We start from the raw sequence: 13,909 nt of genomic DNA on the forward strand, positions 1-13,909 counted from the left end.
GCCTCCACGCACCTCGGAGGACACCGGCGTCGGCTGCGAGTGACCCGCTCGCGCGGGGATCCCCGCGCGCTCCTAGTGTCCGGGGAATGCCCAGCAACCCCAGCACGCCCGGAATCCCTCGTCGCGTCCTGGTGACCGGTGGCGCCTCCGGCCTGGGAGCCGCGCTCGCAGCCCGGTTCGCCGCCCGTGGGGACCGCGTGCTGGTGACCGATCTGGCACCGGACGCGGACGTGCCCGACGGTGCGGTCTACCAGCACCTCGACATCACGTCGCAGGAGGACTGGTCCGCCGCGCTCGAGCGCGTGCGCACCGGGTTCGGCGGGCTGGACGTCCTGGTCAACAACGCCGGCATCGCCGCCGGCGGCCGGATCGACCGGCTGGGCGCCGACCACTGGCGCCGCGTGCTGGACGTCAACGTCCTCGGCGCGGTGACCGGCTGCCGCACCTTCGTCCCGCTGCTCAAGGAGCAGGGCTCGGGCCGGATCGTCAACGTCGCCTCCGCGGCCGGGCTGGTGCACCCGCCGGCGATGACCTCCTACGACGCGGGCAAGGCCGCCGTCGTCGCGCTGTCGGAGAGCCTGCGGTGGGAGCTGGCCCCGTGGGGGATCGACGTCTCGGTCGTCTGCCCCTCCTTCTTCCGCACCAACCTCGCGGCCTCCCTCGGCGGCGACGACCCGATGATGGAGACGGTCGCCACCCGGCTCATCGAGGGCTCGAAGCTGGGCGCCGAGCAGATCGCCGAGCGCGTCGTGGGCGCCGTCGACGCCGGCCGCTTCCTGATCCTCCCCGACCGCAACGCCCGCATCGCCTACTGGACCAAGCGGCTGGCCCGGCCGCTCTACGACCGGCAGATGCTGCGGATGGGTGCCCGCATCCACGGCGCCGAGCAGCAGGACGGGGCGACGGCGTGAGCCGCGGCGTCGTCCTGATCACCGGCGCCAGCGCCGGCCTCGGCGAGGAGATGGCCCGGCAGTTCGCCGACCTGGGCTACGACCTCGCCCTGTGCGCCCGGCGCACCGAACGGCTCGACGCCCTGGCCGCGGAGATCACCGCGCGCACCGGCCGCAGGGTGGAGACCGCGGCGCTCGACGTGACCGACGCCGACGCCGTCCCCGCGGTGTTCGGCCGGTTCGCCGATGCGTTCGGTTCGATCGACCGGGTGGTCGTCAACGCCGGGATCGGCAAGGGCGCCGCCCTGGGCACCGGCCGCGCGGACGCGAACCGGGCGACCGCCATGACCAACTTCGTCGGCGCGCTGGCCCAGACCGAGGCGGCGCTGGAGATCTTCCGGCGCCAGCAGCGTGGCCACCTCGTGCTGATCTCCTCGATGTCCGCGCTGCGCGGCATGCGCAAGGCCATGACCACCTACGCCGCGACCAAGGCCGGTGTCGCCGCGCTGGCCGAGGGGCTGCGGTCCGAACGCATCCCGGGCCTGGACGTCTCGGTGATCTACCCGGGCTACATCCGGTCGGAGATGAACGCGCACGTCGAGCAGAAGGTGCGCTTCATGGTCGACACCCCGACCGGCGTGCGCAGCATGGTCGAGGCCATCGAGAAGCGCCGTCCCAAGGCCTACGTCCCCGCCTGGCCGTGGGTGCCGATCGGCGTGCTCATGAAGGTGCTGCCCCTGTCGGTCGTCCGGAAGCTGACGTGACCGCACCGGACTCCGGGGGCGCCCGCGACGTCCGGTCCGAGGACGCCTTCGACGTCGAGGCGATGGCTGCCTGGCTGGCCACCCACGCGCAGGACGCCGGCATGGACCTGACCGCCGTCCCCGAGGTGCGGCAGTTCTCCGGGGGCGTCTCCAACCTGACCTACCTGCTGCGCTTCCCCGACGGCGACCTGATCCTGCGGCGCCCGCCGAAGGGCACCCACGCCGGGGGCGCGCACGACATGGCGCGCGAGCACCGCATCCAGACCGAGCTGGGCCGGGTCCTGCCCTACGTCCCTCGCACCGTCGCCCTGTGCGAGGACGCCGGCGTCATCGGCACGCCGTTCTACGTCATGCAGCGGCTGGCCGGACCCATCCCCCGCAAGGAGCTGCCGCCCGGCGTGGACCTGGACCGCGACCAGGTGGCCGCGCTGTGCCGCAACGTGCTGGACCTGCTCGTCGGCCTGCACGCTGTCGACGTCGCGGGCACCGGCCTGGCCGACCTCGGCAAGGGCCCGGGCTACGTGCGCCGCCAGGTCGACGGCTGGTCGCAGCGCTACCGCCGCGCCCGTACCTGGAACGTCGGCACGTTCGGGTCGGTGATGGCCTGGCTCGACGAGAACCAGCCCGCCGACCGCCGGCACACCCTGGTCCACAACGACTTCCGCTTCGACAACGTCGTCCTCGACCCGGCCGACCCCACCCGCCCGATCGGGCTGCTCGACTGGGAGCTGGCCACCGTCGGCGACCCGCTGATGGATCTCGCCGGCGCGCTCGGCTACTGGGTGCAGGCCGACGACGGCCGCCTCATGCAGGCCTTCCGCCGGCAGCCGACCCACCTCCCGGGCATGCTCACCCGCGAGCAGGTGGTCGCCCACTACTGCGCGCGCACCGGCACGTCGGTGACCAACCGCGAGTGGGCGTGGTACGAGGTCTTCGGCCTGTTCCGCGTCGCCGTCATCGCCCAGCAGGTCTACGCGCGCTACCTGGCGAAGCAGACGACGAATCCGCAGTTCCGGCTGTTCGGCGTCGCCGTCGTCGTCCTCGAGCTGCGCTGCCGCCGGATCATCGCCCGCACCCGCCGGATGAGCGCGGAGCGCGCTGCCGCACCCGTCGGGAGCGCCTCCTGAGTCAGTCGGCCCGGCGCGCGCGCACGGTCGCGACCGTGCCCCAGACGGCGGCGGCGAGCAGCACCGCGAGGTCGATCAGCAGCACGTTGCGGCCGATGTCGTGCGGCAGGAACGAGGAGTTGTCCGACCTGGCGCCCGGGCCCAGCACGTAGGGCAGGGCGATCAGGGTGAGCACGCCCGCCACCGCGACGCCGACGACGGCGGCCGGCCGCGCCGGTCGCGGGAGGATCTTCGCGGACAGCCAGCCCAGGCCGATCCAGAGCGGCGCGACGACCAGGTCGTTGAGCAGCGCGCTGCCCACGAACCAGGTCGCCCAGGCGGGCAGCGGCACCCGCTCGCCGGCGGTGAGCAGGCCGTAGGCGCCGTAGCCGACCGCCAGCAGGCCCGGCAGCAGGAACAGCCAGCGCCACCACGGGCCGCGCGCCGACGTCGCCGGGCGGGCCGGGTCGGAGGCGTAGGGATCACCGGGCACCAGCGCCGCGGCGCGGTCGTCGACCACCCGGTCGGACTCGTCGGCGAGGCTCATACCGGCGTCACCTTGGTGACCCACTTGGTCTGCATCACGCCGGGGCGGTTGGGCGCGATCAGCCGGACGGGGTAACCGTGGTCGGGTACCAGGGGCGATCCGTTCAGCCCGGTGGCCAGCAGCGTGCGCGGGCTGCGCGCGTGCGGCGGTGCCACGATCGACCGCCGGTAGAGCCCGCCCTCCTGCAGCGACTCGACGGCGACCTCGGTGTCCCGCGCGAGCCCCGCCTCCTCGAGCAGGTCACCGAGCCGGACGCCGGTCCAGGTCGCGTCGGCGCTCCAGCCCTCGACGCAGGCGATCGGCAGCCGCTCGGTGCGCTGGGTGAACTGCGCCAGCTCGTCCAGGGTGAGCTCGAGCCGGTTCGGGCCCTCGATCACGAGCCGGTACTCCGGGCCGACGTCGGTGACCCGGGCGGCGCGCGCGGTCTGCCGGACCGGGAGCGCCTGCGGGCCGACGCCGGGCTGCCGGGGGGCCAGCACCGACACCTGCCCCAGCGGGGAGAAGCTCTGCCCCACGGTGGTGAGGGTGACCGCGCCGACGCCCAGCCCCGCGGCCAGCACGAAGGCACGGCGCGGCACGCTGCCGGTCTCGGCGGCCTCGTCCACGGCCTCGCGCTCGGTGGCCTGCTCCGCGGTCAGCCCGGCGGCGGCGCCCGGGGTGCCCCGGCGGGCCAGCCCGCGGCGGATCTCCGGCGCCTTGGCGCCGACGTGCACCGCGACGGCGCCGATCGCGATCCAACCGGTCCAGTAGTGCGCCGTCGTGAAGAAGAAGCCGAACGGGTACCACTGCGCGGTGTTGATGACGCCGGTGACCAGCTGCATCGCCGCCGCCCCCACCAGCACGAGGATCGACAGCCGGCTGACCACCCGGGAGACCGAGCCTGCCGGCGGCCACTCGAAGAGCTTCGGGTAGACCGCCCAGAGCTTGACCAGCAACAGCGGGATCGCGGCCAGGCCGGCGGCCACGTGCAGCCCCTGGGTGAACCGGTAGAGCCAGGCCGGGGACGCCGGCCAGACGAACCAGCCGGACGGGTTCTGGATCAGGTGGCTGATCAGCCCGGTGACGAAGCAGATGGCGAACGCGACGCCGAGCCACAGCCCGACGCGGGCCGACCGGCGTTCGGAGTGCAGCGGGCTGGGAAACTTCCCGGCGCGGAACGGGCCCCGGCGCAACGCCTCGGGCGGCCCGGGCACGCGGGCGCCCAGCAGCCGGTCCAGCGCGCTGCTCACGCCGGGCTCCCCACGGCCGCGGCCACCGACGCGACGACACGGGCCGTCCGGCTGTCCGGTGGGCACTGCGCGGCGACGGCGAGGGCGTCGGGGAAGTGGTCGATGTCGGTCAGCTCGGGCAGGTCGAGCACCAGCAACCCGATCGCCTCCAGCGCCGCCCGGGTGCGGACGGCGGTGTCCTCGCGGGACATGGGAACGGTCGCCAGCACCGCCGCGCCGTCGGCGGAGTGCAGGCCCAGCGCCCACCAGCCACCGTCCGGGGCCGTGCCGAGGACGGCGGTGCCCGGACCCCCGAACTCGAGCCGCTCCGCGCACCGGACGAGCAGGTCGGCGGTCACCTGAGGGGTGTCCATGCCGATGAGCAGCGTGGGCGGAACGGTGCCGGACATGGCATCGGCGAACGCGGCCGCCAGCCGGGTGCCGAGGTCACCCTCGACCTGGGGCACCACGGTGAAGCCGTCGAGGTCCAGGCTGCCCGGCGCGCCGTCGAGGGCCACGACCCGGCGGGAGACCGGGGCGGCCCGCACCGCGTCGAGGGTGTCGCCCACCGCGGCGGCGGCGATGCCGGCCGCCTGCTCCGGGCTGCAGGGCGGGGTGAGCCGGGTCTTGCTCCGGCCGGGCACCGGCGCCTTGGTGATGACCAGAACCTGGGTGCGCAGGAGGCCGGTCATCGGGCCAGCACCCCGCGCATGTCGCGGATCGTGCGCACGGTGCCCAGGACGGTGCCGGTCACCTTCGATTTCGATCCCTCGGTGCGCAGCGAGTAGTCCACGTCGACCTCCCGGACGCGCCAGCCGTCGTCGGCCGCGGCGGTCACCATCTCGAGCGGGTAGCCGAACCGCCGGTCGGTGAGCCCCAGCGCGACGAGCTCGTGACGCCGGGCCGCGCGCATGGGGCCCAGGTCGTGCAACCGCAGGCCGGTGCGGCGGCGCAGCATGCGTGCCAGCGCGATGTTGGCGACCCGGGCGTGCACCGGCCACGCACCGCGCGCCGGGCGGCGCCGGCCGAGCACCAGATCGGCCTGATCGGCCAGGACCGGGTCGGCGACGCGCGGCAGCTGGGCCGGGTCCATCGAGCCGTCGGCGTCGCAGAAGCAGACCACGTCCGCGTCGGCGGCCAGCAGCCCGGCGTGCGCGGCGGCACCGAACCCGCGCTGCGGCACGCCCACGACGGTCGCGCCGAGCTCCGCGGCGATCGTCGCGGAGCCGTCGGTCGAGCCGTTGTCCGCGACGATCGCGCGGTAGCCGGCGGGGAGCCGCGAGAGGACCCACGGCAGCGAGGCGGCCTCGTCCAGGCAGGGCAGGACGACGTCGACCGTCGGGGCGTAGGCAGAGTCGTCCACGCACGGTGTTCGTGCCCGACGCCGAACCGGTTCACTGCCGGGCACCGCCCGTCCCGGCCACCTACTCTCCGGCGGGTGACCTCCGCCCCTCCCCAGGCCGCTGCCGCGCCGACGACCTCCGCGCGGGGTCGCGTGGTCCGCGGGCTCGCCGTCGCGGTGGTCGCGGCAGGCGTGCTGGCCGTCTGGCTGTGGGGGCGGCAGATCACCCGGGACGGCGGCGACCTGCACCTGCGCGAGGGGTACGTCGTCGTCGGCCCGTTCGACGTCGTGCTGTCGGCGCGGGTGCTGCTGCCCGTGGCGCTCGCCGCCGCGGTCGTGCTGTGGGGTCCGGCGCTGGCCCGGCGGCTGGGCTGGCGGGGGCTGCTCGCCGCGAGCACCGCCGGGGCCGCCGGGTGGGCGGTCGCGCTGGCGGTGAACGGCGGATGGGACGCGCTCGCCGCACCCATGGCCACCGAGTACGAGTACGTGGCGGACGTCGGCCGGGTCGGCGACCTGGGCACGTTCCTGTCCACCTACGTCGACTCGGTGCCGGTGGGCTCGGCCGACCCGTGGGTGACCCACGTGTCCGGGCATCCGCCAGGCGCCCTGCTGGCGTTCGTGTTCCTGGACCGGATCGGCCTCGGCGGCGCGGGGTGGGCGGCGGCGCTCTGCATCGCCGGTGGCGCGCTCGCCGTGCCGGCCGTGCTGGTCGCCGTCCGGGTGGTCGCGGACGAGGCGGCCGCCCGCGCCGTGGCGCCCTTCGCCGTCCTCCTCCCGGGCGCGGTCTGGATCGCCACCAGCGCGGACGCCCTGTTCGCCGGGGTGACCGCGTGGGGGGTGGCGCTGCTGGCGCTCGCCGCCGCGCGGGCGCCGTCCGGGACCGGTTGGGCGCATGCGCTGGCCGGCGGCGTCGTGCTCGGCCTGAGCCTGTACCTGTCCTTCGGGCTGACCGCCGCCGGGCTGCTGGCGCTGACCGTCGTGCTGGTGCAGCGGTCACGGCTCGGCTGGGCCGGTGTGGTGCGCGTGCTCGCGGTGGCTGCCGTCGGCGTGGCGCTGGTCGCGGCGGTGTACACGGTGGGCGGCTACTGGTGGTTCGAGGGCATCGAGGTGGTCACCCAGCGGGTGCGCGACGGCGCCGCCTACGCCGACCGGGAGGAGCAGTCGACCTGGTTCCTGGCCGGCAACCTCGCCGCCGGTGCCCTGGCGGCCGGGCCGGCGGTCGTCGCCGGGCTGGCCGGCATCCGCGGGCGGCTCGCCCTGCTCCCGCCGGCGGCACTGGCGGGGATGCTGGGCAGCGATCTCTCCGGCTTCGTCCTGGGCGAGACGGAGCGCATCTGGCTGCCCTTCGTCGTCTGGTTGCTGCCGGCGACGGCCTCGTTGCCCGCCCGCTCGCACCGGTTCTGGCTGACGCTGTCCGCCCTGCTGGCGATCGCCGTGGAGGTGACCGTCCGCACCCCGTGGTGAGACCTCAGGGGGCGGGGCGCAGCGGGTCCGTCGCGAAGGCGCGCATGCCGTCGGCGAAGGAGACCTGCGCGCGGAACCCGAGCTCCTCGGCAGCGCGCCCGGGGCCGGCCACGACGTGCCGCACGTCGCCGATCCGGTACTGCCCGGTGACCTCGGGGTCCGGGCCGCCGAAGGCGTCGGCCAGTGCCCGGGCCATGTCGCCGACGGTGTGCGGGTGCCCGGAGGCGACGTTGCACGCCCGCAGGGCGGCATCCGGCGGGTCGGCGGTCAGCGCCGCGAGGTTGGCCCGCGCGACGTCGGTGACGTGCACGAAGTCCCGCTGCTGGCCGCCGTCCTCGAACACCCGCGGTGCCCGGCCGGCCTCCAGCGAGCTGCGGAAGATGGCCGCCACCCCCGAGTAGGGGGTGTCGCGTGGCATGTGGGGGCCGTAGACGTTGTGGTACCGCAGGGCGACGCCGCCACCGCCGGTCGAGGAGGCCCAGGCGGCCGAGAGGTGCTCCTGGTCGAGCTTGGTCGCCGCGTAGGTGTTGCGCGGGTCCAGCGGGGCATCCTCGGGCACCGTCCGCCATGCGAGCTGCCGGCCGCACCGCGGGCACGGGGGCTCGAAGCGACCGTCGTCGAGGTCTGCCCGGCGTCGTGCGGCGGCCGGGACGACGCCGTCGACCGGGCACTCGTAGCGGCCCTCGCCGTAGACGACCATCGAGCTGGCCAGCACCAGCCGACCGACGTCGGCGCGCGCCATCCCCGCCAGCAGCACCGCGGTGCCGAGCCCGTTGATGCCGGCGTACTCGGGCATGTCCTGGACGTCGACGCCCAGGCCGACCATGGCGGCCTGGTGGCAGACGGCGTCCACCCCGCGCAACGCGCGGTCGACCATCGCCGCGTCGCGGACGTCGCCGTGGAGGAACTCGACCCCTGCGGGCAATCGGGGCACGGTGCCCGCGGGGTGCACGGCCGGCAGCAGCGCGTCGAGCACCCGGACGTCGTGGCCGGCGTCGACGAACGCCTCCACCACGTGCGAGCCGATGAACCCGGCGCCGCCGGTGACCAGGACGCGCACGGTCAGGACATCCGGTCCAGCCGGACCACCGGCCGTTCGCCGGCGGCCAGGGCGGCGAACCAGCGCCCGTCCTGCTCCCAGGTCGCAGTCACCTCGAGCCCGGCGGCGGCGGCCGGTCCGGCAACGGCGTCGGCCCCGACGTGCGCCCACGGGAACCAGCTCCCCCGCTCTGCGCCGCGCTCCAGGCGCACCCGGGCGGAGCGCAGCCCGGTGCCCGGGCGGTCGAGCTCGGCGAGGACGCGCCCGTCCGGGGCCAGGAGGTCGCGGCACCGGGTCAGCAGGGCGACCGGGTCGCCGCCGATGCCGATGTTGCCGTCGGCGAGCAGCACGGTGTCCCAGCCGCCCTCCCCCGGGAGCGGCTGGAAGATCGACCGGCGCACGGCGGCGGCTCCGAGGGCCCGGGTCAGCGCGATGGCGACCCGGGAGGTGTCGATGCCGACGGCCTCACGGCCCTGGGCGGCGAGCTCGGCGACGAGCCGGCCGGGACCGCAGCCGGCGTCGAGGACGGCGCCCCTGGCGCGGGCGAGCAGATGGCGGTCGGCGTCGTCGGCACGGCCGACCCACTGGCCCAGCGCCCCCGCGAGGGAGTGCCGCGGGCCGCCCTCGTAGCGGGCGAACCACCGCCACCGCTCCTCCGGACGGCCGGCCGACCGCAACGCGGTGTCGTAGAGGTCGGCCGGCGCCGGATCGGCGATCGCGAGGCTCATCGACCGGCGCCCGGGAACAGGGGGCTGAGGGCGACGACGCATCGGTTTCGGCTCACGGGTGGCGTTCGTGCGGGCGCGCCGGATCGGTTCATGTCGTCCCCTGCTCGCACCCGCGGCTCCGGTCGTCGTCGGGTGCCCGCTGCCGACCACCCACAACCCGCCGCCGAAAAAAGATTCGGTAGGACGCAATCCAATCGGACGCATGGGGCCGAAGACCTCGTGACATCGACCGATCGACGCAAGGAGTTCCCATGAACACCTCCTCCCGCCCCGCGAAGCTCCTGGTCGCCGGCATCGCCCTCAGCGCGGCCCTCGGCCTCAGCGCCTGTGGCAGCGACGACTCGGCGGCCGCAGGCTCGTCGAGCTCCTCCTCCTCGTCCTCGAGCCCGGAGTTCGCCCGCCCGGAGCCGGTCGCCTCGCTCCCCGCTATCCCCGCTGGTGGCAGCACCGCCGTCGCCCTCGACCAGGGCTTCGTCGACGCCCTCGGCACCCTCGGCCTGACCCCCGGCACCATCGGCGAGGCCACGCTGGCCGACGGCTCCGTGAGCTTCCCGATCACCGGCGGCACCGTGACGGTGTTCGACAAGGAGTCCGGCTACAAGCCCTACGTGCAGGGCACCCTGTTCCACCAGGGCAGCGGCCTGAGCCTGACCGCCGGCGGCACCACGGTCGAGCTGACCAACTTCACCATCGACCCGGGCACCCCGTCGCGCCTGTTCGGTGACGTCAGCGTGAACGGCCAGCTGGCCGCTCCCAGCGCCCCGCTGTTCGACCTGGACGGCAGCACGCTGAACCCGCCGACCATCGAGGGTGGCGAGGCAGTCCTGCAGGGCACCGAGGTGCTGCTCAGCGCCGAGGCCGCCGAGCTGCTGAACTCGACGTTCATGACCGATGCCCTCGCGGGCGACTTCCTGATCGGCACCGCCACCATCACCGTGCCGACCAGCTGATCGCGTAGTACCGGCGGCCCCGCGGCCGCGCACGCACAGGAGGGGTGGAGCCACACGGCTCCACCCCTCCTGCGTCGTGCGAGGGGCGGTTCAGCCCCGGCCCTCGACGGGCAGCCAGGTGCGCGCAGCCGAGACGAGGGCCGCGACGCCCGTGGTCAGGGTGGGCTCGATGACGGGCGCGAACTGCGGGGAGTGGTTCGAGGGCAGCTCGCGCACCACCCGGGCGAGTCCGTCCCGGTCGGTCACGCCCGCGAACGCAGCCGGGTCCGCACCGCCGAGCAGCCAGTAGACCAGCGGCACCCCGGCGGCGGTGGCCAGCATGCCGACGTCCTCGCTGCCGGTGACCTGCCCCGGGTCGACCGTGAGCCCCGGACCGAGGTCGCGGTCGAAGCCGGCCTGCGTGCGGGCGCTGGCGTCCGGGTCGTTGACCAGGACCGGGAAGGACTCCTTGAGGTTCACCTCGGGCTCCTCCGGCGCGCCGGAGGCGGCCGCCTCGGCACGCACGATCCGGTCGATGGAGGTCATCAGCCGCTCGCGGACCTCGGCGTCGTAGGAGCGCAGGCTGACCCGCATCTCGGCGCGCTCCGGGATGACGTTGCCGGCGTTGCCCGCGTGCAGCGCCCCGACGGTGACGACGGCGGACTCGCCACCGGCCACCTCGCGGGAGACCACGGTCTGCAACCGCATGACCGTGGCTGCGGCCATCACGACGGGGTCGACGGTCGTCTCGGGCCGGGAGCCGTGGCCACCGCGCCCGTGCAGCACGATGTGCAGCATGTCGGCGCCCGCGAAGGCCGGGCCCTTCCGCAGGCCCAGGAGCCCGGCGGGCAGCGGCCCGACGTGCTGGCCGAGCACCACGTCCGGGCGGCCGAAGCGGTCGAAGATGCCGTCGTCGATCATCGACTGGGCGCCGCCGCCGACCTCCTCGGCGGGCTGGAAGACCAGCTGCACGGTCCCGCTCCAGGTGTCCCGCTCGGCGGCCAGCGTGGCGGCCGCACCGAGCAGGCAGGTGACGTGGACGTCGTGCCCGCAGGCGTGCATGACCGGGGTCTCGACGCCGTCGGCGCCGGTGCCCGTGGCCGTGCTGCTGTAGGGCAGGCCGGTCTCCTCGAGCACCGGCAGGGCGTCCATGTCGGCGCGCAGCAGGGCGGTCGGGCCGGGTCCGTTGCGCAGGATGCCGACGACGCCGGTGCCCCCGACCCCGGTGGCCGTCTCGTAGCCGAGCGCCTCGAGCCGCTCCGCGACGATGCCCGCGGTGCGGTGCTCGGCGAAGGCGAGTTCCGGGTGCTGGTGCAGGTCCCGGTAGATGTTCTCGAGATCGGCGAGAACGTCGGCAGGGCTCACGGCGGCGGCTCCAAGCGTGGTCGGCGGGCGGGAGGCGACCGTATCCCGCGCTGTTGCGCGCGTCACCGCACCCGGCCGCGGGCGTCCGGTCAGCCGGCCGGGCTCGCCGTCGCCGACGAGGTGGCCGCGCCAGAACCGGACGTGGGCTCCTCCGACGCGGGTGCCTCGGACGTCGGCTCGGCCGTCGTCGTCGGTGCGGACCCGGTCGTGCCCGCGGCAGGGTCGTTCGTCGCCGGGGACCCGGTCGGGCCGGCCGAGGTCGTCGGCTCCGCGACACCGCTGCCGTCCGACGGCTCGGCGGGGTCCTCGCCGTCGGGCCCGGTGCCGTCCGTCCCGGGATCGGTCACGCTGTCCCCTGTGGTGGCGCCGTCCTCCGTGGGGTCCGGCTCGTCCGCCCCGTCCCGCTGGACGACGTCGAGGATGCGAACCTCGAAGTCGGTCAGCCGGTCGCGGAGTTGGGAGAGCGGCAGCCCCTCGAGATCCTCGCCGAAGGACTGCAGCTCCGCCCAGATCTCCGCGAGCTCGTCGGTGCCGGACCGGCTCAGCTCCCCGGGCAGGGTGACGACGAGCTGGGTGGCGAGCGCCTGGGTCACGCACTCCACGCAGGCGTAATTGACCGCGACCGCGACATTCTCCGGCACGACGACGTCGACCGATCCGACGAGCAGGACGATCTGGAAGGCCACCGCGACCGTCCGGCAGTCCCGGCAGCTGGCCAGCGCGTAGGCCTCGTTGCGGTTGACCGCGGTGTCGTCCTCGACCCAGACGAGCGCGAACGAGACGTCGTAGGCCACCGACCCGTCCGTGGTGTTGACCGCCAGGGCCTGGTTGTCGCCCTCGCCCGGAGGCAGGGGCGCGTCGAAGGGGAAGACCCAGGTGGGGGGGTCCGCCGTTCCGGCGCCCTCCTCCCCCGCGGTCGACGCTCCGTCCTCCCCGTCGGTCGCGGCCCCGGTCTGCTGCGACGTGGGGGTGAGCACCAGCGCCAGGGACGGCTCGTCCGCCGTCGGGAGAGGCCCGGACTCCGCCGGCCAGACCGTGAGGGTCGAGCCCAGGGAGCCGCGCTCCGGGCTCGTGCCGGCGCTCGCCGGCACCACGTCCAGGAGCGTCCCGTCCTCCCACGCGCGCACCGGCCGGTACCGGTCACCGTCGGGCCACCAAGCCCAGCCGAGGCCGGCCACGAGCAGCGCGACGAGCACGACGGCGACACCTCGCCGGACCGGCCGGTCCTCCGTGCGCCGCCACACCGCGGCGGCGGTCCGGCGGACCAGGCTGGCCAGCACGTAGCCGATGCCGAGCAGCGGGATGACCACGGCGACGATCGCCAGCAGCCGGACCAGCACCCCGAGGATGTCGCCGTCGCCGAACGCGGCCCCGAGCAGCTGCCCGTGCTCGGTCAGCGACGCCCAGGCCGTGGCCAGCAGCCGCGGCAGCGTCCAGACGATCAGCAGCAGCGAGACCACCATCAGCGGCACCACGACGAGGACCCACGCGACGACGACGACGCGGGCCCACGTCTTCAGCGCGGTCGCCTCGGGTCGCGACCGCCCGGGCACGAGACCGGACAGGACCGGCCCGATGCGCTGGTAGAGGTCCGGGACACCGGTGAGGTCGGCGAGGACGTGGTAGCCGTCGAACCGAAGCAGCGGCGCGAGCTGCCGCACCATCTGCAGCACCTGGGTGGCCACGAGCAGCAGGACGGCGTCCCACCCGGTCAGCCACCACACCAGGAAGGAGGCCAGCACGACCAGCGCGTTGAAGTAGAGCCCGCCCAGGTCGGTCCGCACCCGGCCCGCCCGGCCGAGCCGGTAGCTGTCGGTGACGTCGGTGTAGAAAGCCGGCCAGAACAGGTAGATCCCGAAGCCCATGGCGCCCGGGGTCGAGCCGCCGTAGCGGGCGCCGGCCGCGTGCCCGAACTCGTGGAAGCCCGCCGACAGCACGGTCACGCCGACGACGGCGAGGAAGAGCGCGGGATTGCCGAACGCCTGGGCGGTGGCCGCGGCCAGCCCCTGGCTGAACAGCACCCAGCCGGCGACGGCGACGAAGGCGAGCACGACCGGCACGACCACCAGTGGGTGGAAGAGCGCGGCGAACGGCGTCGTGAGCCGGCGGGTGACCTCCGGATCGGTGACCACCCGCCGGAAGCGCAGCGCGAGCAACGGGTCCGAGCGGCGGAGCTCCGGCTCGGTGCCGTCGGCTCGGCGCAGCAGGCCGAGCGGGCGCAGCGAGGAGTCGACCAGCTGCTGCACGTCGTCGGGGGCCACGAGCCGGCCGGACGAGTCGCTGACCGCCTCGGCGATCTCGGGCACCGTCCGCCGCCCGTCGACGGCGACGAGCACCTGGTGCAGCAGGGGCGTCAGCTGCACGACCTGGCCGTCCTGGCGACGGGCCAGTGCCGGGGGTCGACGGTAGCCCGAGCCCTGCACCTCGCCGAGGAGCTGAACGCCGTCGGCCCGGGCCGGCACCTCGATGCCGGCCCCGACCGACGGCTGACCGCCCGGCGCGGCCGCCTGCGTGCTCACGCGGCGCC

General features: G+C 75.1%; 13 protein-coding genes. 5 read left to right on the forward strand and 8 right to left on the reverse strand.

Annotated elements, in window-relative coordinates:
• The first annotated feature begins 86 nt into the window (after window positions 1–86).
• From BLS70_RS03040 to BLS70_RS03050, 3 genes are read left to right on the forward strand one after another with little or no spacing between them, the layout of a single operon-like run.
• Window positions 87–911: an SDR family NAD(P)-dependent oxidoreductase gene (locus BLS70_RS03040; protein ID WP_091763987.1), complete on the forward strand. Its 825-nt coding sequence runs from the start codon at window positions 87–89 to the stop codon at window positions 909–911.
• Complete coding sequence (locus BLS70_RS03045) at window positions 908–1,654, forward strand: SDR family oxidoreductase (RefSeq protein WP_091763988.1); 747 nt, start codon at window positions 908–910, stop codon at window positions 1,652–1,654. Before BLS70_RS03040 ends, BLS70_RS03045 begins: the two co-directional genes overlap by 4 nt.
• Complete coding sequence (locus BLS70_RS03050) at window positions 1,651–2,781, forward strand: phosphotransferase family protein (protein WP_255362197.1); 1,131 nt, start codon at window positions 1,651–1,653, stop codon at window positions 2,779–2,781. The genes BLS70_RS03045 and BLS70_RS03050 overlap by 4 nt, the downstream gene beginning before the upstream one ends.
• Before the next feature lies 1 nt (window position 2,782).
• Here the strand turns inward: BLS70_RS03050 and BLS70_RS03055 are convergent, their stop codons facing one another.
• From BLS70_RS03055 to BLS70_RS03070, 4 genes are read right to left on the reverse strand one after another with little or no spacing between them, the layout of a single operon-like run.
• Window positions 2,783–3,307: a hypothetical protein gene (locus BLS70_RS03055; RefSeq protein WP_091763989.1), complete on the reverse strand. Its 525-nt coding sequence runs from the start codon at window positions 3,305–3,307 to the stop codon at window positions 2,783–2,785.
• Window positions 3,304–4,536: a molybdopterin-dependent oxidoreductase gene (locus tag BLS70_RS03060; RefSeq protein WP_091763990.1), complete on the reverse strand. Its 1,233-nt coding sequence runs from the start codon at window positions 4,534–4,536 to the stop codon at window positions 3,304–3,306. Before BLS70_RS03060 ends, BLS70_RS03055 begins: the two co-directional genes overlap by 4 nt.
• Entirely contained in the window at window positions 4,533–5,207 is a 675-nt protein-coding gene (locus BLS70_RS03065) for a TIGR04282 family arsenosugar biosynthesis glycosyltransferase (RefSeq protein ID WP_091763991.1), read from the reverse strand. Before BLS70_RS03065 ends, BLS70_RS03060 begins: the two co-directional genes overlap by 4 nt.
• Window positions 5,204–5,878: a glycosyltransferase family 2 protein gene (locus tag BLS70_RS03070; protein WP_091763992.1), complete on the reverse strand. Its 675-nt coding sequence runs from the start codon at window positions 5,876–5,878 to the stop codon at window positions 5,204–5,206. The genes BLS70_RS03065 and BLS70_RS03070 overlap by 4 nt, the downstream gene beginning before the upstream one ends.
• A gap of 75 nt (window positions 5,879–5,953) precedes the next feature.
• Here BLS70_RS03070 and BLS70_RS03075 point away from each other — a divergent pair, with 75 nt between their 5' ends.
• Window positions 5,954–7,321: a hypothetical protein gene (locus BLS70_RS03075; RefSeq protein WP_143030328.1), complete on the forward strand. Its 1,368-nt coding sequence runs from the start codon at window positions 5,954–5,956 to the stop codon at window positions 7,319–7,321.
• A 4-nt stretch (window positions 7,322–7,325) separates the two neighbouring features.
• Here the strand turns inward: BLS70_RS03075 and BLS70_RS03080 are convergent, their stop codons facing one another.
• Both BLS70_RS03080 and BLS70_RS03085 read right to left on the reverse strand, forming a co-directional pair.
• Entirely contained in the window at window positions 7,326–8,381 is a 1,056-nt protein-coding gene (locus tag BLS70_RS03080) for an NAD-dependent epimerase/dehydratase family protein (protein WP_091763994.1), read from the reverse strand.
• A 2-nt stretch (window positions 8,382–8,383) separates the two neighbouring features.
• A complete protein-coding gene (locus tag BLS70_RS03085) occupies window positions 8,384–9,088 on the reverse strand; it encodes a class I SAM-dependent methyltransferase (protein WP_218122248.1) in 705 nt (234 codons plus the stop codon).
• A gap of 251 nt (window positions 9,089–9,339) precedes the next feature.
• Between BLS70_RS03085 and BLS70_RS03090 the strand changes: the two genes are divergently transcribed.
• Window positions 9,340–10,038 carry a hypothetical protein gene (locus tag BLS70_RS03090; protein ID WP_091763996.1) on the forward strand — a complete coding sequence of 233 codons (699 nt, stop codon included), beginning with the start codon at window positions 9,340–9,342 and terminating at the stop codon, window positions 10,036–10,038.
• Between the two features lie 90 nt (window positions 10,039–10,128).
• Here BLS70_RS03090 and BLS70_RS03095 read toward each other — a convergent pair whose 3' ends face one another.
• Entirely contained in the window at window positions 10,129–11,382 is a 1,254-nt protein-coding gene (locus BLS70_RS03095; protein ID WP_091763997.1) for an amidohydrolase, read from the reverse strand.
• A gap of 89 nt (window positions 11,383–11,471) precedes the next feature.
• Window positions 11,472–13,901, reverse strand: a complete 2,430-nt coding sequence (locus BLS70_RS03100; protein WP_091763998.1) for a hypothetical protein — start codon at window positions 13,899–13,901, stop codon at window positions 11,472–11,474.
• Window positions 13,902–13,909 lie beyond the last annotated feature (8 nt).

Source organism: Blastococcus aurantiacus, from assembly GCF_900102425.1.
Taxonomy (GTDB): Bacteria; Actinomycetota; Actinomycetes; order Mycobacteriales; family Geodermatophilaceae; genus Blastococcus; species Blastococcus aurantiacus.

What these genes read in the sequence shown, in the direction of transcription:
- BLS70_RS03040 (WP_091763987.1), top strand. Translation starts at nt 87, where the DNA reads ATGCCCAGCAACCCCAGCACGCCCGGAATCCCTCGTCGCGTCCTGGTG.
- BLS70_RS03055 (WP_091763989.1), bottom strand. Translation starts at nt 3,307, where the DNA reads ATGAGCCTCGCCGACGAGTCCGACCGGGTGGTCGACGACCGCGCCGCG.
- BLS70_RS03065 (WP_091763991.1), bottom strand. Translation starts at nt 5,207, where the DNA reads ATGACCGGCCTCCTGCGCACCCAGGTTCTGGTCATCACCAAGGCGCCG.
- BLS70_RS03085 (WP_218122248.1), bottom strand. Translation starts at nt 9,088, where the DNA reads ATGAGCCTCGCGATCGCCGATCCGGCGCCGGCCGACCTCTACGACACC.
- BLS70_RS03090 (WP_091763996.1), top strand. Translation starts at nt 9,340, where the DNA reads ATGAACACCTCCTCCCGCCCCGCGAAGCTCCTGGTCGCCGGCATCGCC.